Here is a 20,283-nt window from a genome sequence, read left to right as displayed (position 1 = left end):
GCGATGAAAATGTACACCCCCGCACCCTCCACTCATACCCCAGAACGCCTGTGGCAGTTTGCTGGCCTGAAAAGCGACGACGGCGTACAGCTTATCGAACAAATCTATGATGGCCTGGACGGCGAAGTGGCGGACCGCATCATTTTATGGTCGAACATTTCGAAAGTTGAGCTGCGCCAGATCACCGGAATTCCCAGCACCACCTTTAACCGCAGCCTGAAAAGCGGCTTTAACGCCGAGCAAAGCGAGCGTCTGGTACGCTTTATCCGCGTGATGGACCGCGCCGTGGAGCTGTTTGAAGGGGATAAGGTGGCGGCGCAAAACTGGCTGTATAAACCGGTTCGTGGGCTCAACTGGAAAAAACCGGCGGAACTGCTGGCTTCGGAAACCGGGGCAGTAGAAGTGATGCGCCTGATTAACCGGCTTGAACATGGGGTCTATTCTTGAGGCTTTACCGGCTCACTAAGTCACGCTTTGCTGCCGAAGCCTGGACCGGCAACGGCGCGCGCGACTACGATGGGCGTTGGAATAGCGAAGGCACGCCGATGGTGTATACCACCGGCGCGGCGTCATTGGCGATCCTTGAGATTCTGGTTCATCTGGATGAGTTTCCTGGCCTTGGCGGCTTTGAGTTGCTCACCATCGACGTGCCGGATAGCCTGATTGTACAGATTGATCCCCACGCGCTTCCCGGCGGCTGGGATGCGCCAACCGCACCCAAAGCGGTGCAGGCGATAGGCGATAACTGGATCCGCGAAAGGGCCTCTGTCGCGCTTGGTGTGCCGAGCGCCATCCTGCCGATTGAATACAATTTTCTGGTCAATCCCCAGCATAGCGCCTTTAAAGCTATTGCGGCGAAAGCGACGGTGCTGCCCTTCGAGTTTGATAACCGGTTATTTAAAGCACGGTGAGGGGAGCTTTGGCTTCAAAACTGCCGCCTTGCCACCAGCCATGCGCCAATAATTAACATCACCGCGCCGCACACCGGCCCCACCAGCGCCCGCCAGGGAATACCGTGACTTTTCACGATATCCATCACCAGCCCACCAATCAGCTGGCTGGCCACCAGTACCGCAATGGTGGTTGCCGCGCCGACATACTGATAACCGCTGATACTGGCAAAGACAAAAAAAGACCCCAGCAGGCCGGGGATAAGCGTCCACCACTTAATGGTAGACACCAGCTCGTTGACGCCAGACAGACCATGCTTAATGAGCAAAATCGTGACAAACAAAACGATACCTACCAGCGAATTCAGTAGCATTGCCACCAGAATGGTCGAGGCGGATTGGGTGATGCGCACCATCAGCGTGTTCTGGATAACCAGGCCAATACCGGCCGCTATCAGGAACGTTAGCGTGAGGGATTGATTCATGCCTGATTGTCCGGCGCCAGACGGTTATCCAGCTGCAGCTGCATAAAGGTTAAGTCCAGCCAGCGGCCGAACTTCGTCCCCACCTGCGGCATTTGCCCGGTAGTGATAAACCCATGTTTTTCATGTAGATGTAATGAAGCATGGTTTTGCGATTCGATACCGGCCACCATTACATGCTTACCGCGACGTTTGGCTTCTTCAATGAGCGCGCCGAGCAAAATATTGCCCAACCCTTTGCCCTGATGATCCGGGTGAACGTACACCGAGTGCTCGACCGTATGGCGGAAACCGTCAAAATTACGCCAGTCGCCATAGGAGGCGTAGCCGGTGACAATCCCGTTTTCTTCACTCACCAGCACCGGGAAGTTACCGAACTGACGCGCCTCAAACCAGGCGATGCGGTTGTCGGTATCAACGGTTTTATCGTTCCAGATAGCCGCAGTATGGAGCACCGCATGGTTATAAATGGCCGCAATCGCGGCGCAGTCTTCTTTTGTCGCAAAACGAATAGACATAGTTGCACCCTGTATGTTGTTCACTATATTATTACGCCATGAATACTATTGAAGACAACTTAAATCAGCGGATCGGTGCAAGAATTCGCATTGAACGTGAATCACGCAGCTGGTCGCTGAGCGATCTGGCCGAGCGCGCCAATGTGTCGCGGGCGATGATCCACAAAATTGAACGCGGCGAGAGTAGCCCAACGGCGGCCCTGCTGGCGAAACTGTCCGGGGCGTTTAGCATCAGTATGTCAACGCTGATTGCCCGTGCAGAAATTCAAGAAGGTAAACTGCTGCGTTTTGCCGATCAGCCCGTGTGGCACGATCCGCAAAGTCATTATCTGCGCCGCCATGTGTCACCGCGTGGGGAACTGCCCATCGATTTGGTGCAAATCGAGCTGCCGACCGGCAGTGACATTCCCATGCCGGCTTCCGCGTATGCTCTGGCGCGTCAGCTTATTTGGGTGCAGGAAGGCGAGCTGCTGTTTATGGAAGGGGCAACGGCGCATCGCATGCAGGCGGGTGACTGCCTTGAACTCGGCCCACCGAACGATTGTCGCTTTGTTAACGACAGCGGTGAGCCCTGTGTTTATCTGGTGGTACGTCTCAACGCTGCGCTTTAACTCATGTTGTTCGTGCGGTGGCCAGTATGTCGGCCGCACTCAAACGTTTCGCTGACAATATTTACCGGTAAATTTCACTAAAGGAACAATTTTAAAATATATATCGTATTTCCTGAGCAAAAAAGAGAATGCCAGCTATTAATTAATATAGGGCTTAGGGCCTATATTATGTGGAGTTAATATAACATGCTGGATTTTGCAAAGGCGCAACGCATCAGTTTGACGCAGCAGGTAGAAAATAATATCAAGAACGCGCTTATCATTGGGGCTTTAAAGCCAGGTGAGCGATTGGTCACGCGTGAAATAGCCGCGAACCAGGGAATAAGTATTACTCCCGTTCGAGAAGCATTACTGCGATTGGTTTCTTCAGGGGCGCTTCAGGCTGCCCCGGCTCAGGCATTTATGGTACCGGTACTAAACCATTCAGGTTATCGTGAAATCAGTCAGATCCGTAAGAATCTGGAAGGGATGGCGACCGCAACGGCCACGAGTAAAATAACCACTCAAAACATAGGTGAATTAAATGACTTATCGTCATTATTCCATGAGGCCAAAGTCGCAGGTGATATCACAAAAATGCTGCAAGCTAATTATCAATTTCGCTTCCGAATTTATGCCGCTGCGGAAATGCCAACATTAATGACTATGATTGAACAATTATGGGTTCGTGCAGGGCCCAGCTTCCATTATTTATATTCAAACTCGATGGAAACGTTTCAGCATATAAATATATATCAACCGTTATTATTAGCATTGGAAAAAAAAGAACCCTCCGCCAGTCATACGGCGATATGCCAGATTATCGATGATTCGGCGACTTTCCTGCAGCAGCAATATCGTCATTAATCCGGTTATCAAAAATACGTTTCCGGGTTTCCCCGGAAACGTTAGCAGATTTATTCAAAACGCCAGGCGACGTTAAGACCCACGCCGTAGTTACGACCCGGTGCTGGTTCGTAGTAGCGCCCGTTAGATTCATTGACGATAACGGACCCGGCGTACGAACGGTCAAACAGGTTATCGACGCGGCCAAATACGTCCATGCTCCAGTTGCCAATATCGAATTTATAACCGGTGTTCAGGCCGACAATTGTCCATGATGGCGCGCGAGCGGTGTTTTCGTCGTTGGCCATTATGTTGCTCATGTAACGGACATCAGCACCGGCGTACCAGCCGCTTTCTGGTTCATAGCCCAGTGAAGCAAAGCCCATATTGCGGGCGATGCCTGGGATACGGTTGCCATTGCAGCTACCATCGCCGCAGACGTCGGTACGATAGGTGGCATCAAGCCAGGTCCAGGCGGCCTTCGCACGCCAGTTTTCCGCGAACTGCTGATCGAGCGAGAGTTCCATACCCTGGCGACGGGTCTTGCCGGCGTTTTTATAGCTGGTGCGTCCGCCGCTGCTGCTGTCGACGACAATCTCATTGTCAGTATCGGTCTGGAATAGTGCGGCGGTGATGAGACCATTACCAATGCGCGTTTTACTGCCGATCTCGACGGTTTCGTTCGTTGAAGGCTGCAGGGCAAAGTTTAGCCCACTCTGATCACCGGAACGGTAAGACAGCTCGTTGATTGTCGGCGTCTCAAATCCGCGCCCGGCGGAGAGATAGACGTTCCAGGCATCGGTCACCGCGTACTTAAGCGAACCGGCTGGCAGCCACTTGTGGTAGCTGGCATCACCGCTGTCATCACCGTTTTTGGCCGTCACGTAATAATCGTTGGAGTCAAACCACACCGAGCTGTAGCGCACGCCGGCATCCAGGCTGAGCTTATCGGTTAGCTGCCATTGGCTTTGCAGATACGGGTCAAGGTTCCACATCAAATTACGTTCGTTGCGGCGCAGATTGCCTTTTTCTCCGTACTCCGGCGTTGTGCCATTCATGACGAAGTTTTCGTAACCATGGCGTTTTTCGCTCATGGTTTCATAATCCAGCCCGGTGGTGAAGGTGACAGGTACCAGCAGTTCGCCGCTGTGCGTCCAGCGGGTGTCAATACCCTGGTAGTGCCTGTCCAGATCGATAACGCCACCTGCATGGGTCGGATTTAGCTGTGGTGCGCGCGGGATGGACTGATACTGCGTTGTCTGACGCTCACCGGCATACATCATCACGCTCAGTGAATCCTGCTCGCTGAGCTGACGCTCGTAGCGCAGCCCTGCCTGAGTCTGCTTTACGTCCTTACGGGTATTGTACTGATCGCCGCGTGGGGATTGATGCGGGTTCTGGTGCATTTCGCCATAGTCAAGTCCGCCCGGATCGTTGGCTTTAATATCCACGCTGTTGAACATCAGGGTCAGTTTGCTGGCATCGTTGATGCGTACGCCCAGCTTGGCATTGGCAAGATTTTTACGCGCCGCACTGTGGTCACGATAACCGCGTGTGATGAAACGATTGGTTGAGACCGTATAGTCAACATCGCCCGCGTGCGTACCATCACCCACCGCGCCGCTGGCTTTCATCCCGTAGTGCCATGTACCAAAGCTGCCGTAATAGCTGCTGGCTTCAATGGTCGTCGGCTGTTTTCCAGTCTCGGTTTTGACATTTACCACGCCGCCGGAAGAGTTACCGTACAGCGCGGAGAAGGGACCGCGCAGTACATCAATGCTTTCAACGCTGCCGATATCAATGTTGGAGGTTTGCCCCTGGCCGTCGGGCATGGTGGCTGGGATCCCGTCAACATACATCCGAATACCGCGCACGCCGAAGGTGGATCGAGCACCAAATCCGCGGATCGACAACTGCAGATCCTGGGCGTAGTTCTGTCGGTTCTGGATTTGTAACCCGGGTACCGCGCCTAGCGATTCGGAAAGATTGACGCGCGGAGCGGCGTGATGCATCTCATCGCCATTGACCACGCTGACGGCGGCAGGGGTATCCAGTTCGGAAACGGTCTGCGGCGCGGCGGTGACAATTAATGTTTGTTCGTCATTGGCCCATGATAATGGCGAAAAAACAAGCGGCAACAGCAGCGCAGGCAGCGCTGCTGCGCGAACAGTAATGATTTTCATGAAAAACTCGCAAAATGTACCAAATGGAACAACTTGAATAGGGTAATACTTTTGTAAATATATTGAAAACTTTAGCAGCATAAGTCGTTAAATGCAGGTAATGGAATGGCAACTATTTGGTTGTCAGAACAAAGAAATGCTCCACTTTGCATTAATTAATGATTACTATTCGCATCTATAAAACGCGGTGCAACGACGCCGCGAAGCCTGAAGCGATGTGAAGCGTAAAAAAATAGTTCATCAAAGGGAGTCGTCATGTCATTACGTCAATTGTCCGCACCGCGCCTGCGCCGTTCTCTGTTGTTGAGTGCCTTTCTGCTGGCGGGGAGCTTTAGCGCGCATGCCGCAGACGAAATGCTGCGTAAAGCGGTCGGTAAAGGGGCATATGAAATGGCCTACAGCCAGCAGGAAAATGCGCTGTGGCTGGCCACCTCACAGAGTCGTAAAACCGATAAAGGTGGCGTGGTCTATCGCCTTGACCCAGTGACGCTGGAAGTGACCCAGGCTATTCATAACGATCTCAAGCCGTTCGGCGCAACCATCAATGGGAAAACCCAGACCCTGTGGTTTGGTAACACCACCAACGGTTCAGTGACCGCCATCGATGCGAAGACCAGCGATGTCAAAGGACGCCTGGTGCTGGAAACCCGTCAGCGCAGTGAGACCGTGAAGCCGCTGCAACCGCGCCAGCTGGCGGTTGATGAGAAGACTAACACGGTATACATCACCGGTATCGGTAAAGAAGGCAGCGTGGTGTGGGTGGTTGATGGCGACAAAATTGCGCTGAAAACCACCATTGAAGGCACCGGCAGCTTCGGAACCGGCCTTGCGGTTGACGCTGAAAAACAACGCCTGTACGTGACTAACGCCGATGGCGAACTGATCACCATCGACACGGCAACCAACAAAATTCTTACCCGCCAGAAGCTGCAGGACGACGGTAAAGAACATTTCTATATGAACATCAGTCTGGACAAAGATGGCCAGCGCGCGTTCATTACCGACTCCAAACAGCCGGAAGTACTGGCCGTTAACCTGAAAGACGGTAAAGTACTGGCGAAGATAGACACCAAAGAAGGGCTGGCAGTGCTGTTTAACCCAGCACGTGACGAAGTCTATGTGACTCAGCGTAAAGCGGGCACCGTGACGGTCATCGATGCCAAAACCTATAAAGTGACGAAAACTATTCAGACGCCAACCTTCCCGAACAGCCTGGCGCTTTCCGCGGATGGCAAAACGCTGTATGTCAGCGTGAAGCAGGAATCAACCCGTCAAAAAGAGGCCACTGCGCCTGACGACGTGATTCGCATCGCGCTGTAATTCGCCCTGTCAGGGAGGCGCATAGCGTCTCCCTGAACCCCCGGATTTATCTTCTGTTACATCCCACGTCTATCTCATTTCTCGTGATTGGGCATACAATACATTCAGTTAAACCATACATAAAGTGTGGGCGATAAACGGAGATAGCATGAAAAAGTCTTTATACATGATTGGGACGGGAGCCATGTTACTGGCGCTGGTGGGCTGTACCAGCAACTACGTCATGACAACCAAAAGTGGCCAGACGATTGTCACCGCAGGCAAACCGCAGCTGGATAAAGAGACCGGGATGACCCGTTACGTCGATCAGGATGGCAATACGCGTGAAATTAACAGCAGCGACGTCGCGCAGCTGATCAAAGATAACTGATAACGCTACGTTTTAGCGACCGCGCTTGCGATACTCGCCCGGCGATATGCCGAACCGCTGCTTGAAGGCGGTAGAGAAGTGGCTGTGGTCGCTGAATCCCCAGCGATAACCGATGCCCGCCAGTTTTTCATCGTCGTGCGCGCTCTGTAGCGCCTGGGCGCACAGATCCAGACGGCGATTTTTGATGTACTGCGCCACCACCAAACCTTTATCGGCAAACAGCCGGTACAAACTTCTCACCGACATTCCCGTCTCATCCGCCAGCCACTCCGGGCGCAGATGTTCTTCCTGAATGGCATCATCAATCAGCGCCATAATCCGCGAAAACTGCTTTTCCCGACGCGACGGCTGAACTTCCTGGCGGTGCAGCATCGGGCGCAGCAGACAGACAATTGCATCCAGTGCCGCTTCGCTTTCGCTGGCTGACAGCATCGGGCTGCTCATGCTTTCGTGCAGCAGACGCTGGCTAAGCTGAACCATCGGCAGCGATTTATCCAGCCGCGTGGCGACACTTATTCCGCTGCCGCGCAGCTGATTTTCCAGGGTCTGCCGAGGTAATAACAATGACACCTGACGAGAGGTTTGCTGCCAGACAATGGAGCAGGGGCGGGCGGCATCAATCAGCGTCATATCGCCCGCTTGTAGACTCACCTGACGGTCTTCTTGCTCAATGCTGGCTTCGCCGGAGAGTTGGAAAACGGTATAAAACCAGGCGTCATTGCCGCCACGAATTTCCTGGCGTGTGCGATAGAGGTTGACGTTACGAGAGGTCACCGTGCTGAGCTTCAGGCTACCTGCGTAGCTGGTATCGATTTCACCATGGAAATCCCCCTCCAGCGGACGGGCCGCGAAATGCCCGCAGACCTGATTAATCTTCGCCAGCCAGTTGTGGTACGTCTCGCCGCTGTCTACCGCTGCCATAAGCCATCTCTACAATGAAAATGTGTGGTTATTGTTGCATTAATGTTGCCGTAAACAAGGGCGGCGGCGGGAATATATGAAAGAACTATTACCTGCCACACATTTCTGACAGCGCAATCTGCCGATTTGCGGTGTCTGTCACAGCGGCAACAGCGAATGTCACAGAGACAAAAGCGGCATTCCACGACGCGCCGTAGACTGAAATGACTACCCGCGAAGAATAAGGAGACGATATGTCCGCACAACAGGTCACGCTGCTCGCCAGCGTGCAGCAATTTTTAGACCGCCAGCATGGGCTCTACATTGACGGCGCGCAGAAGGCCGCCGAAAGCGAAAAACGTCTCACCGTCTGGAACCCGGCCACCGGGCAGGCGATTGCCAGCACGGCAGATGCCAATGCCGGTGATGTGGACCGGGCGGTGATGTCCGCCTGGCGCGCCTTTGTTTCCCGCAGCTGGGCCGGGCGTACGCCGGCTGACCGCGAACGCGTGCTGTTGCGCTTTGCGGATTTGGTTGAGCAACACGGTGAAGAGCTGGCGCAGCTGGAGACGCTGGAGCAGGGTAAATCGATCAATATCTCCCGCGCGTTTGAAGTGGGCTGCACCCTGAACTGGATGCGCTACACCGCCGGACTGACCACCAAGATCAGCGGCCGTACGCTGGATGTGTCTATTCCGTTCCCGCAGGGGGCGCGCTATCAGGCGTGGACAAAAAAAGAACCGGTAGGTGTGGTTGCCGGTATCGTGCCGTGGAACTTCCCGCTAATGATCGGCATGTGGAAAGTGATGCCTGCGCTGGCAGCAGGGTGCTCAATCGTTATTAAACCGTCGGAAACCACCCCGTTGACCCTGCTGCGCGTGGCCGAACTGGCGACTGAAGCGGGGATCCCGGATGGGATCTTTAACGTGGTCACCGGCAGCGGTGCCGAGTGCGGCGCGGCGTTAACCTCGCATCCACATGTCGCGAAAGTTAGCTTTACGGGTTCTACCGCCACGGGTAAACAAATTGCCCGCGTGGCCGCCGATCGCCTGACCCGCGTGACGCTGGAGCTGGGCGGTAAAAATCCGGCCATCGTGCTGAAAGACGCCGACCCGCAGTGGGTCATCGAAGGTCTGATGACCGGCAGTTTCCTGAATCAGGGGCAGGTGTGCGCCGCCAGTTCGCGTATCTACATCGAAGCGCCAATCTTTGACAACCTGGTCAGCGGCTTTGAACAGGCGGTGAAATCGATGTCGGTGGGGCCAGGCATGCTGGAAACCACTCAGATTAACCCGGTAGTATCCAAAGCCCACTGCGCTAAAGTCGCGGCCTATCTCGATGAAGCTCGTCAGCAGAAAGCCGAGCTTATCAGCGGCAACGTTGGCCCGGATGCGCAGGGATATTACGTTCCACCAACGCTTGTGATTAACCCGGACGCGAATCTGCGTCTGACCCGTGAAGAGGTGTTTGGCCCGGTCGTCAACCTGATTCGGGTGGCGGACGGAGAAGAGGCGCTGCGCCTTGCCAACGACAGTGATTTTGGCCTGACAGCAAGCGTCTGGACCCGTGACCTGACTCAGGCGCTGAACTACACCGACCGCCTGCAGGCCGGCACTGTGTGGGTGAACAGCCATACGCTGATTGATGCTAACCTGCCGTTCGGTGGCATGAAACAGTCCGGCACCGGGCGTGATTTCGGGCCAGACTGGCTCAATGATTGGTGTGAAACTAAGTCGGTGTGCGTGCGCTACTGATAGATGTATGAAGGCAACCTGTCCCTGTTTTTTGTGGACAGGTTGCCTTGGCATCCTTGAGCGTGAGCGGGCAAATGATGTTGCCCGCTTAACACGTTTGGGACCGGAGTTATATGAGCGCGTTAACCCTCACCATCCGCCCAGCACAGCGGCATTAAGGCTGGCTTTTTCTCTATTACTGGCAAACCCCCACGTCTGTACTTTTCTAACTGATCCCTAAAGTCGCGCATCCATGGCGCATGACATTCTGTTTCTGATTCGCTGATAGTGTTGAATTAGTCATCGCTATATAATCAATTATACAACGAAATGACAAAAGAGGGAGCAATCATGAATCTGTTTATGTTCTATGTGGGTGGCAATGCGGGTAAGTCGAATATTGAGGTACACGATATTCAGTTCGTTATTGCGAACGAGCCACAGGATGCCTGGCCTGCGTTGCGCGAAGCCTGGTTTGGCGACAGCGACAAAATTCATGTTGATGGCTACAGCCGTATTACCTGGGTGGATGGACATTCCGTGACGCTGTCTACGCAATCGCCTGAATACGGGCAGCGACTGTATTTTGTTAACGCGGGAGGCTATCGATCGGATACGCTGGCAGAGCTGCATGAATTCGATCTTTTTGTGGCGGAAAATCCTCAACAGGCGAAGCAAAAAGCATTGTCTTGTCTGCTGTGCGGTGTTGACCAACAGCATAAGGACAATCTGAAAGAGGTTGACGATTGCCTGCTACTTGAAAAAGTCGGCGATTATTATATTCACCTGACGCCTTGTGCTACTGGTCAGCGCGATTTGCCAGAATGGCAGGGCTATCAGCCGATTGGTGAGTAACCTAGGGTTTTAGGACAATCTCCGCCTGATGGTTGGGCGGATGAGTGCGTTTTTATTCAGTATTCGATTGTGCTTATTTTAGATGTTGATGATTCATAATAAACGCATCAGTTAGTATTGTATCAATACGACGGATAAATCATGTCGTAGCGGAAAATGAGTATAGCTCATCTTTTTATTCTGAACTCTGCGCTCAGGCCATTCCTAATATTATTTTATTATTTCTTTACTGTTATTTTTATTTGCTTAACTAATGTCTGGTGTCTGTTTTATATCCACGTTAAATATTGCAATCCTGCTAATTATTAAGTTCTGCTGTCGTCATCTTTGATGGTTTTTGATGAGTGCAGCGATGCTATCTCTGTTATACATCTTGAATCATTAATTATAATAATGTCTCGGCAGGTGTTTTTGTAGGGTGAAATATAATGCAAATTACTGATTATAGCCAAAGCCTATCAATAATAAGAAAGTGAATTACGCAATCTATTGGAAATATTCCTTTATTTATCCAATGTTTAAATTGATGAATGTTGTGGGTGACATTATTCCTCGAGCGGAGGTTCATCTATTAATTCGTTGGGAGGGTATATGGAAATAACCGTTCTGAACGTATCGTAATAATGGCGTAGTTGTCAGAGTCACGTCTGATGATGGACGTAGGTTGTGTGATGGATATAAATAAAAGGAAATGACTATGGAACGGTTTTTTTATCGGAGTACGTTATCACTTGCAATCGCAGCAGCTTTGTTTTCCAGTGCGACTTTGGCTGGCGTCGAACGTATTGATGATACAAGAACAATAATCGGTGAATCTGGGGTCGTATACGGAGATGTTATTCGTGAATATAGCGGCCTCAATGGTTATAATAAAATGGAAATTCATGATTATGATATCGTTAACTTTCAACAAGGTACTGGCTTCAGGGGGTTGTTAATCGAAGCTGCGGTTAGCCTTGGCGGAGGTAACGGCTCAGTTCTTGGTGCCCCAGGCCAACAAAAATATGGAAATCTGTCGCTTGGCTTCTATAACTCGTCAGTTAAAGGCATTATCACGCCTTTAGCAAACAAAGGGAATCAGTGGATGGGACTGTATTCCCGTACAGACAGTGATAATGCAACGGTGGAAATTAAGAGCAATTCAAGAATTGAATTGGAAGTAATAAATGGCAGTAATAATGTTAATGGATCCGGGATCTATGCCGAAAACTATGGCGAAGAAGGTCATTCGCACGTAGAACTCCTTGCCGGTTCTGATATTAAAATAAACATGACCGGCACCGGCCAAACGGAAGCGATGAATAGTGGTGCGTTTGCATTTGCGGGAAATGGATCCACGCAGATGATAGCAGAGGAAGGGACGACCATTACCACGCACGGTGTGGGCATGGATGGTATCAAAAGTGTTTCTCGCGACAGTGCCTTGATTATCAACGCGGGGAAAATCAATAACAATGGCGATAAAAGCAAAGGAGTTCACTCCCATACTAACCCTGGCGCTCCGGGTTTAGGTGTTGTAAATATTGCCAACCTTAAAAATGCAACCATTGATGTTACCGGGGAAGACTCCTATGGCATATTTGCCTTTAGTTTTGGTAAGGGAGGAATGAATATTTATAACTCCGGGGCAATAAACGTTGCTGGTGCTAATTCTGAAGGTATTGTGGCAAATGCTGCTTATAATGGGGCGAACTCATCTGAAGAAGATATGGGCATTAGAATATTTAACTCCGGTACGATTTCCACGACCGACGGCAGCGCTATTACCGCATCAGGCGCTCATCGCGAAACCTGGGTCGTGAATACCGGGGATATTCATGTCGGCTCAGAAAATAGTGTCGAACCGAGATATGGAATTTATGCCAGCAATGCCGGGGGACTGGCAGCAGTAAACCATGCTAAAGGTCTGTTGAAAGCAACGGGCAATAGCATTGGTATCGCCACGAACGGCGGTGGCAGCCAACAAATTGTGCTTGGTGCTGGAAGCCACATTGATGCTTCAAAGGGCGTGGGCGGTTTGCAAATGTCGGGTAACAGTGAAGGATCTATTGTTATTGGCAAAGGCGCCACAGTTACCGGCGGTAGCGCAGATGTCGATGGCTTTGGGGCGAAATATGTCGGGGCTGTCACGCGGGATGTGGCATCTTCTGATTTCATGCTGGAAAACGCCGGCTTGCTGGGGGCAATGAGCGATCTGGCTTTTGTCGCTGATAATGCAGCGGGCCATGAGATAACCCTCAACAACTACGGCGATATCACCGGCTATTTGCGAACGGATGGCGGAAATATTAGCCTGAATAACTACGATACGTTGAATTTACGCAGCTTTGCTGACCGCAACGGAGACCAGATTCGCGACACCAAACAGGTGGCGATGATGCACTTTGGCGAAGGTGAGAACGTCATCAACAACGCTACGGGTGCCCTTATACAACTGGCCGAGGTTAGCGGCGAGAGCGATGTCGATGCGGCTGGGCTGTTCATCTCTCAGGGAAGCAAAAGAATCACGACGTATGGCATCAATCAGGGACAAATGCTGGGCGTAAACCAGTTTAATAATGCAGGCACGCTCAATCTGGCGCTCAACCAACTGGCGGGTGATGTTCTGGCTATTACGAACAATAACAGCATGGATGGGCAGTCTGTTCATGATGGTGGCAGCATCACCTCTGGTGGGGGTAAGTTTATTTCTGATGGAGGAAAGCTGATCCTCGATACCGTGATGAACGAGGGTGGCAAAGCGTCGCAAAGCGATGTACTGGTGGTGGATAACGCCAGCAAAGGCAGCGGCACAACCACTATTGTGATTAACAACGTTGGTGGGAAAGGCACCATTACCAAGCAGGACGGGATTCAGATCGTGAATGTGCTAGGTGATGCCAGCCGGGATGCTTTTACACTCGCGGGCGGAACGGTGCGAGCTGGGGTTTATGAATATACGCTAGAACAAGGAGCGCTTTCGGACCCCACTAACCAGAGTTTCTACCTACGTACTAACAGTCAGCAAATTAACCCGGATTTGGGGAGCTATTTGTCCAACCAGACGATGGCGACCGGGTTGTTTATGCATTCGCTGCACGACCGTTTGGGTGAACCTCAGTATATTCAACGCTATAAGGGTGACGAGCGTGAGCACCCTGGAATGTGGCTGCGCGGTGTCGCCAGCAATAGCAAAATGGATGCCGCTGGACGGATGCTCAGCCAGAATATCAATTCCCGCGTTCTCCATTTGGGGGGAGATCTGACGCGTTGGGATGATGACAATGGTGACCGTTATCACCTTGGGGTCATGGGCGCCTACGGGCGCGCAGATACGGTGAGTAAGAGTAAAAAAACCGGTTCAACTTCGCGCAGTAAAGTCGATGGTTATGGCGCGGGTGCTTATCTAACCTGGTACAACAACGCTGAGCAGCTGGAAGGCTGGTATGCCGATCTGTGGGGAATGTACAACTGGTTTAAGAACACGGCGGACAGTGCGAAAGATTACGACAGTCGATCCTGGGTCGTGTCGCTGGAGTCGGGTCACGCCAGCATGCTTAAATCGTTTGAGCAGTGGCGCTGGATGCTAGAACCGCAGGGGCAGGTAAGCTATGCGCACTATAGTGCCGACAGCATCAGTGATAAAAACGGTATGGAAATCGGGAACGAGGACGCCAACGGCGTATCGACTCGCCTGGGATTACGCACCTATTTACAGCCGACTGCCCCCAACGATAAGGCGAAATTTCAGCCGTTTCTGACCGTTAACTGGCTGTGGAACAATGCGGGCAATAGCATGGATTTCAATGGGGCAACGTTCTCAAGCGACATGCCTAAGAACCGTTTCGAAGCCAAGCTGGGACTGCAGGCTGAAGTGCGCAAAGACTTCCATATTTACGGCCAGATTTCGGGTCAGGTAGGAGAAAACAACTACAGCCACAAATCGGGGCAGTTAGGACTGCGTTACCACTTTTGATGGCATGAGTTTAGCTCTGTGATGATAGGGCTGGATCTTGTTATTCCTCTTAGCCGGATTCACATTTTGTGTTTTCCGGCTTTTCCACACCTCAGGTTTCCGAAAGTATCGATTGTGGGCAACTTTAGTTATAAAAGGTGATCATTACTCGTTAATACTCTGCTGCTATTCGACTTCCATGCATTGTTGATCCAGTTTTAATCCCCCGTTGCCATCCATGACAAAGGTGTTAAAAATGCCTCTTACGTCATCGTAATAAAAATACATGGGGTCAGATTTGAATACTTCACCTTTTGAGTCAGTCGTAATTGTTGGATTTAACTCAACCCATTTTTTACCATCCAGATGTTTTGCATAAAACTTTTCGCCCGTGCTGCGAGTAACTGGAGATAATGTCTTGGTTTCGAAATCAAAAACTTGGCTATTAAAGGTAATCTGAAGCGTGAGGACATCGTTTTTTGGGTTCATTTTGACGTGATAAACGGTATCTGAATTATACGTTCTCTTCATAAAAGGAAATGCTGAAGACTCAGAGCAGGTAAAGTCCGCTGCAATATTTTGAAATGACACGAAAAGAAGGAATGTTAATAATTTAAACTTCATGGTTATACCTGAGCGCAGATTAAATACACGACTCATAATTATAGTATATGGGACTCACTTAAAATTGATCCGTAATAAGTGAGAATGAAAAATGTCACTCTGTTTGTGGCGTCCCGACTATCTCAGGCAGCAAACTCTCAATGACGCTGACAATACCCCGGACCCTCTGCGGAATAAAACGCGCATCGGGATAGACGGCGTAGAGAAAACGATCCGGTAGCCGATAGGCGGGTAATACTGGAATCAGCCTGCCCGATTGCAATGCTTTCCGGGCCAGCGGGCGCTGCATGCCGCCGATACCGATACCAGCTTCGAGGGCTTGAAGCAGCGCGTCGCTGGTATTGGCGCGAAAAACGGTATGCACCTTCACATCAATATTCTCAGCGTCAGAAACTAAGCGCAGTGGTGATTCGGGGGCGATCCCGCTAAATCTAACGTGTGGAAGCGCGGCCAATTCGTTGACCGATTGGAGGGCAAAGTGGGGCGCGGCAAACAGCGCTGTTTCAATGCATGCCAGCATGCGTATAGCGTGCGTTTGCGGAGGGGCGCTGCTTAAACGCAGCGCCACATCGACGCCTTCGCTGACCAGATCGGCGATACGGTCATCCAGCGAGAGCGTGAGCTGCAATCCGGAATGCATTTGCTGCAGAGCCAATAGATGCGGCAGAAAAAGCTGGCCGAGCCCGCTGGGCAGTTGGAGGTGGACTTTGCCTTGCCAGTGCGGTTCGACGGGGTGCAATCGCTGTTCAGCTTCCCGCATTGCATCCAGCAACAGCGTCATATCCCGTCGGTAGCTTTCCCCGTGTTCGGTTAGCGCCATCACCCGTGTTGTGCGATGCAGCAAAACCACGCCTAACTCATCTTCAAGGGCGGCAACCTGCTGGCTGACGGCGGATTGTTTCATCCCGCTTTGGCGCGCGGCGGCAGAGAAGGAGCCCGCCTCGGCAACGCGTAAGAAAGTCGCGATCGCATTGAGCTTATTATTCATTTAATGATTCTTCTGATAAATACCATCAGTGTAGTGGGATATTTGCGAAGAAAAAAATCAATCACACTGACTCTGTTCCCCTTACTGGAGTCGAGTCATGAATCTAAAACAGCCACAAAAGGTCGCGTTAGTTGCCGGTGCCAGCGGTATTGTCGGTCGGGAGATGGTCAACACGCTGCTGAATAATCACTGGAAGGTCATCGGCCTGAGCCGCCAGAATGCAACGCATCCCGCGGGTATTCCCCTCGTGTCCGTCGATTTACTCGATGTTGAACACAGTGCGCAGATGCTACAGCCATTAAGCGATGTCACTCATCTCTTTTACAGCGCCTGGGTAAATGCTGAGAACTGGGGGGATATGGTGGCGCCCAACGTCACCATGCTCCGTAATTTGGTTAGCCAAATTGAAAAAATGGCACCGCTGCAGGCGGTCAGTTTAATGCAGGGGTATAAAGTGTATGGCGCACATCTCGGGCCGTTTAAAACGCCCGCCCGCGAGAGCGACCCCGGCGTACTCGGTGCGGAATTCAACGCCGCTCAGCTTGCGTGGCTCAGCCAGTTCCAGCGCGGTAAAACATGGTACTGGAATGCAATAAGGCCCGGTGTGGTGGGGAGTGCGGTGCCCGGCAATACCATGAATCTGGTTCTAAGTATTGCGCTGTATGCGTCGTTGTGCCGGGCGCAGGGGCTGCCGCTGCGCTTTCCCGGCTCCGATCAGACCTGGCATAGCATTGTGGATTATACCGACGCGGGATTGTTGGCCGATGCCACGCTGTGGGCGGCAACCGCACCGACGGCACAAAACGAGGCCTTCAACGTGAACAATGGCGACATTTGGCGCTGGAGCGAACTGTGGCCACGCATTGCACGCTGGTTCGAGCTTGACTGCGCACCACCGGTCAGATTGTCACTTCATCAACTCTTTCTGGATAGCCAGGCGATATGGCGTGAACTGGCGGGCAACGGGCTAGTCGAAGCGGATCTTTTGCGCTTAAGTGACGGTCAGTTTGCTGATTTTGTGTTTGGCTGGCATTACGACATGTTTGGCGATGGCAGTAAGCTGCGGCGTGCGGGCTTTTCGCGTATGCAGGCGACCGATGAGATGTTCTTTACGATTTTTGCGCAGTTAAGGGCTGCGCGAATTATCCCTTAACCTGCTGGGAAGAATACCTATCCGGCCGCAAAATAACGGTCGGATAGGGTTAAAGAAAAACGCTGGATCACTCCTCCACGATGTCATCATAGAGAACCTGGAGACGCGTCCGCAGATACAATACGGCCTTGTGCTTGCGTGACAAAAGCGCTTGAACACTCACCCCGGTTTCTTCGGCCAGTGCTTTCATGCTATAGCCTTCCAGCTCCGTTTTTTCGAATGCCTCGCGCTGGGGAGCCGGTAATTCGGCGAGTGCCTTATTCAGCTCTTGCCACACCAGCTCGCTGAGATATTCGTCTTCCGGTGACTGCGGCACGCCAAATAAGGTTTCCGCCAGCTCATCTTCGAGAAACCTGTCATCGTCTTCGCCATCGGCATAGTAAGACGACAGCGGAAGTTCGCGCTTTTTCCGCGACCTGTCGGTTATCTCATTGCGCGCCGCGCGGAACAGCCAGGCGGCGACGTTTTCCACCGGCTGTTCGACTTTCATTAACTGATAGGTGACTTCCTGCAGGATGTCGTCCGCATCAGCGCGTACCGCTGTGCGCCCGCGAATAAAGGCCGACAGTTTGGTCCGGCAGGCAGCCAGCGCTGAAAGGATCGGGGATTCTTTCGCTTTTTCAGCGCTCATACCTATCGCTCGGTGCCTGCCGGTTTGTCACCGTTTGACTCTTCAGACTGCGGTTGCGCAGCGGTTTGTTCCGGCTGGCTTTCGCGTTGTTCAGGGCGTGAACAATGTCCGTCGCGATGATGGCCGAAACCGTGCCCGTGATGCTCGTGATGACAGCCGCCGCCACGACGATGCTGCATAAATTGTTCGCGCTGTTCTGGCGTCATCTGCATCCAGCGTTCATGCATGCGTCGGCGGGAGCGGCCAAACATGCCGGGGCGCATACCCAGACCACCAAACAAAATACGACACAGCACTAACAGCCCCAGCGATTGCCAGAAACCGATGCTATTAACACCGATAAGCTCCGGCAGCAGGGCATTCCACAGGGACATGACCAGCAGACCCAGTAGGGCAAACAGGGCGACGCCAATCAGTACCGGCTTCGCCATATGATGACCGCCAAATCCGCGGCCACGTCCCCAACCTTGTCTATGCATATCGAAATCTCTCATGATTTTTACTCCTCAAACAGAACACTGAAAAATGGGTTTCTGATGAGGTAGACGAATGAGGTGTAAAAATATTGCCAGAAAAATGCATTTTTTTAATGTCATCCACTATTTTGCCTCTGAGCCGTTGCGTGCGAGGGATAGCGCAAAGTATATCGGGTGATAAGATTAACAACGGGAAGTGAAGTGGTTTTGAGGGTTTTTTAATGCCGCGAAAAGGGAATATCATGAATTATCGGGCCAGTTTACAGCGAATATTGTTCGAGGATCCTTTGCGGATGAGCGCGCTTAATGCCGTTCGCGCGATGAAACTCAACGACGGTTGGATTGGTGCCGGGTTCGTACGCGATGCGGTATGGGATCGCTTACACGGCATGGTGCCAGGCGCGGTCTTTGGTGATGTCGATGTGGTGTGGTTTGATGCAAAATTACACGATGCGACTCACGATAAAGAACGGGAAAAGAGGCTTTGCCAACTGCTCCCGTCACTCGATTGGTCGGTGAAGAATCAAGCCCGAATGCATCATCGCAATGGTCATGCCCCATATCGTTCAACGGAGGATGCTCTGCGGTATTGGCCTGAGACAGCGACGGCTGTTGCCGTCAGGTTAGGCGAAGACAAAACTATTGATGTTATCGCCCCTTACGGGCTAGACGACCTGTTTGAGCTACGTCTAAAACCCACTCCGTCATTTAAGGGCGACACGTTGACGATTTTCAACCAACGCGTAGTCGAAAAGCGCTGGCAAGAACGCTACTGGATGTTGACCCTGGTTTAACTCGCAAACTCATGACTCAATTTTCTGTAAGAACGTCAGCAATGTCCTCATTGCCGGGCTGAGTGACGCCCAATGTTTATAGCAAAGACAGATCTTTCGTTTCGCCCAAGCCTCGGTTAAAGCCTGCTGGCGAAACGCAAATTTGTGCTGGAAGCGGTCTGCGATGGACGCTGGCAGAATGCCCACGCCAATGCCGTTACTCACCATTTCACAAAATCCTTCAAAACCGCTCATACGGATGCGGTAGTTCAGGCGGTGGCCAAGATCGGCGGCATGCTGGCTAATGTGATCTTGCAGCGCATTGCCGGAGTAGAGCCCAACAAAAGGCTCGGTGACAACGTCGGAAAACGACAACGCTCCGGCTTCAGCAAGCGGATGCTGGAGAGGGGTAATCAGCACCAAACGGTCATCGGCCACCGGGATCAACGTGAGATCTACCGCGTCAACCGCATCGGAAACGATTCCCGCTTCACCGATACCTGAAACGAGAATATTGACGATATCCACGCTGGTGCGCTCTTCCAGTTCGATGGCGATATCGGGGTGTTCTGCGAGCCACGAGCTTAGCCTGCGCGGCAGATATTCAGCATTTGCCGCCGTGTTGGCGTAAAGCTTAATTTTCCCCCGGGAGCCGCAGGCAAATGCGCTTAATTCCGTTTTCATCCGTTCTCGCTGGGACAAAATTTGCCGGGCGTGATGCACATAAAGCTCGCCGGCTTCAGTCATGCTAATACCGCGCGGATGACGCACCAGCAGGCTCACGCCGGCATCGCGTTCGATATTTTTCAACCGTTCACTGGCCGAGGCCAGCGCCAGATGGGCCCGTTTTGCGCCAGCGGTTATGCTGCCGGCATCGGCGATAGACACGAATAGCCTCATGTCAGCAATATCCAATCTCATTATGCGCATCCAGATTGCCTTCGGAATAGCCGAAGCATGCCGCGTGGATACCAGATTGTCCACCGCTGTCTGGCCTGGTTGAATACGTGAAACTGT

Annotated in this window: 20 protein-coding genes; 11 read left to right on the top strand and 9 right to left on the bottom strand. The window is 52.0% G+C overall.

Annotation, left to right across the window (positions count from 1 at the left end; all coding sequences use genetic code 11):
- The first annotated feature begins 3 nt into the window (after positions 1 to 3).
- Entirely contained in the window at positions 4 to 447 is a 444-nt protein-coding gene (locus KP80_RS09350) for an antitoxin Xre/MbcA/ParS toxin-binding domain-containing protein (protein WP_052283368.1), read from the top strand.
- Positions 444 to 911, top strand: coding sequence for an RES family NAD+ phosphorylase (locus KP80_RS09345; protein WP_052283367.1), 468 nt, complete (start codon positions 444 to 446; stop codon positions 909 to 911). The genes KP80_RS09350 and KP80_RS09345 overlap by 4 nt, the downstream gene beginning before the upstream one ends.
- A 14-nt stretch (positions 912 to 925) precedes the next feature.
- On the opposite strand, the gene KP80_RS09340 is transcribed toward KP80_RS09345, so the two are convergent.
- The gene (locus KP80_RS09340; protein WP_052283366.1) at positions 926 to 1,375 is read right to left on the bottom strand and encodes a DMT family transporter; all 450 of its coding nucleotides are present in this window, start codon (positions 1,373 to 1,375) and stop codon (positions 926 to 928) included.
- A complete protein-coding gene (locus KP80_RS09335) occupies positions 1,372 to 1,890 on the bottom strand; it encodes a GNAT family N-acetyltransferase (RefSeq protein ID WP_052283365.1) in 519 nt (172 codons plus the stop codon). The genes KP80_RS09340 and KP80_RS09335 overlap by 4 nt, the downstream gene beginning before the upstream one ends.
- A gap of 38 nt (positions 1,891 to 1,928) precedes the next feature.
- Between KP80_RS09335 and KP80_RS09330 the strand changes: the two genes are divergently transcribed.
- The gene (locus KP80_RS09330; protein ID WP_052283364.1) at positions 1,929 to 2,501 is read left to right on the top strand and encodes a helix-turn-helix domain-containing protein; all 573 of its coding nucleotides are present in this window, start codon (positions 1,929 to 1,931) and stop codon (positions 2,499 to 2,501) included.
- A gap of 186 nt (positions 2,502 to 2,687) precedes the next feature.
- Positions 2,688 to 3,347, top strand: a complete 660-nt coding sequence (locus KP80_RS09325; protein ID WP_052283363.1) for a GntR family transcriptional regulator — start codon at positions 2,688 to 2,690, stop codon at positions 3,345 to 3,347.
- A 50-nt stretch (positions 3,348 to 3,397) separates the two neighbouring features.
- Here KP80_RS09325 and pqqU read toward each other — a convergent pair whose 3' ends face one another.
- Entirely contained in the window at positions 3,398 to 5,509 is a 2,112-nt protein-coding gene (gene pqqU / locus KP80_RS09320; RefSeq protein WP_052283362.1) for a TonB-dependent receptor PqqU, read from the bottom strand.
- A gap of 255 nt (positions 5,510 to 5,764) precedes the next feature.
- On the opposite strand from pqqU, the gene KP80_RS09315 reads away from it, so the two are divergent.
- Positions 5,765 to 6,829, top strand: a complete 1,065-nt coding sequence (locus KP80_RS09315; RefSeq protein ID WP_052283361.1) for a YncE family protein — start codon at positions 5,765 to 5,767, stop codon at positions 6,827 to 6,829.
- A 148-nt stretch (positions 6,830 to 6,977) separates the two neighbouring features.
- Positions 6,978 to 7,199, top strand: coding sequence for a YgdI/YgdR family lipoprotein (locus KP80_RS09310; protein ID WP_052283360.1), 222 nt, complete (start codon positions 6,978 to 6,980; stop codon positions 7,197 to 7,199).
- Between the two features lie 12 nt (positions 7,200 to 7,211).
- On the opposite strand, the gene feaR is transcribed toward KP80_RS09310, so the two are convergent.
- Positions 7,212 to 8,120, bottom strand: coding sequence for a transcriptional regulator FeaR (gene feaR / locus KP80_RS09305; protein ID WP_052283359.1), 909 nt, complete (start codon positions 8,118 to 8,120; stop codon positions 7,212 to 7,214).
- 233 nt (positions 8,121 to 8,353) lie between these two features.
- On the opposite strand from feaR, the gene KP80_RS09300 reads away from it, so the two are divergent.
- The 3 genes from KP80_RS09300 to KP80_RS09290 all read left to right on the top strand — a co-directional run bounded on the left by KP80_RS09300 (position 8,354) and on the right by KP80_RS09290 (position 14,642).
- Entirely contained in the window at positions 8,354 to 9,853 is a 1,500-nt protein-coding gene (locus KP80_RS09300) for an aldehyde dehydrogenase family protein (protein WP_052283358.1), read from the top strand.
- Positions 9,854 to 10,183: 330 nt separating this feature from the next.
- Positions 10,184 to 10,687 carry a DUF1543 domain-containing protein gene (locus tag KP80_RS09295; RefSeq protein WP_052283357.1) on the top strand — a complete coding sequence of 168 codons (504 nt, stop codon included), beginning with the start codon at positions 10,184 to 10,186 and terminating at the stop codon, positions 10,685 to 10,687.
- A 697-nt stretch (positions 10,688 to 11,384) separates the two neighbouring features.
- Positions 11,385 to 14,642 (top strand): autotransporter outer membrane beta-barrel domain-containing protein, encoded by a 3,258-nt coding sequence (locus KP80_RS09290; protein ID WP_052283356.1) that lies wholly within the window; start codon positions 11,385 to 11,387, stop codon positions 14,640 to 14,642.
- A gap of 165 nt (positions 14,643 to 14,807) precedes the next feature.
- Here KP80_RS09290 and KP80_RS09285 read toward each other — a convergent pair whose 3' ends face one another.
- A complete protein-coding gene (locus KP80_RS09285; RefSeq protein WP_052283355.1) occupies positions 14,808 to 15,245 on the bottom strand; it encodes a hypothetical protein in 438 nt (145 codons plus the stop codon).
- Between the two features lie 94 nt (positions 15,246 to 15,339).
- Positions 15,340 to 16,233: a LysR family transcriptional regulator gene (locus KP80_RS09280; protein WP_052283354.1), complete on the bottom strand. Its 894-nt coding sequence runs from the start codon at positions 16,231 to 16,233 to the stop codon at positions 15,340 to 15,342.
- A gap of 97 nt (positions 16,234 to 16,330) precedes the next feature.
- Here KP80_RS09280 and KP80_RS09275 point away from each other — a divergent pair, with 97 nt between their 5' ends.
- Positions 16,331 to 17,386: an SDR family oxidoreductase gene (locus KP80_RS09275; protein WP_052283353.1), complete on the top strand. Its 1,056-nt coding sequence runs from the start codon at positions 16,331 to 16,333 to the stop codon at positions 17,384 to 17,386.
- A 67-nt stretch (positions 17,387 to 17,453) separates the two neighbouring features.
- Here the strand turns inward: KP80_RS09275 and KP80_RS09270 are convergent, their stop codons facing one another.
- Together KP80_RS09270 and KP80_RS09265 are read right to left on the bottom strand one after the other, a co-directional pair.
- Positions 17,454 to 18,017, bottom strand: a complete 564-nt coding sequence (locus KP80_RS09270; RefSeq protein WP_052283352.1) for an RNA polymerase sigma factor — start codon at positions 18,015 to 18,017, stop codon at positions 17,454 to 17,456.
- 2 nt (positions 18,018 to 18,019) lie between these two features.
- Entirely contained in the window at positions 18,020 to 18,511 is a 492-nt protein-coding gene (locus KP80_RS09265) for a hypothetical protein (RefSeq protein ID WP_052283351.1), read from the bottom strand.
- 224 nt (positions 18,512 to 18,735) lie between these two features.
- Between KP80_RS09265 and KP80_RS09260 the strand changes: the two genes are divergently transcribed.
- On the top strand, positions 18,736 to 19,287 hold the full coding sequence (locus KP80_RS09260; protein WP_052283350.1) for a nucleotidyltransferase family protein: 552 nt from the start codon (positions 18,736 to 18,738) through the stop codon (positions 19,285 to 19,287).
- A gap of 9 nt (positions 19,288 to 19,296) precedes the next feature.
- Here the strand turns inward: KP80_RS09260 and KP80_RS09255 are convergent, their stop codons facing one another.
- On the bottom strand, positions 19,297 to 20,187 hold the full coding sequence (locus tag KP80_RS09255) for a LysR family transcriptional regulator (RefSeq protein ID WP_052283349.1): 891 nt from the start codon (positions 20,185 to 20,187) through the stop codon (positions 19,297 to 19,299).
- Between the last annotated feature and the right edge of the window lie 96 nt (positions 20,188 to 20,283).

This window comes from Kluyvera genomosp. 1, from assembly GCF_001266615.1.
Taxonomy (GTDB): Bacteria; Pseudomonadota; Gammaproteobacteria; order Enterobacterales; family Enterobacteriaceae; genus Kluyvera; species Kluyvera cryocrescens_A.
Note: the sequence above shows the minus strand (reverse complement) of the source record. Positions and strands in the feature narration are given on the sequence as shown.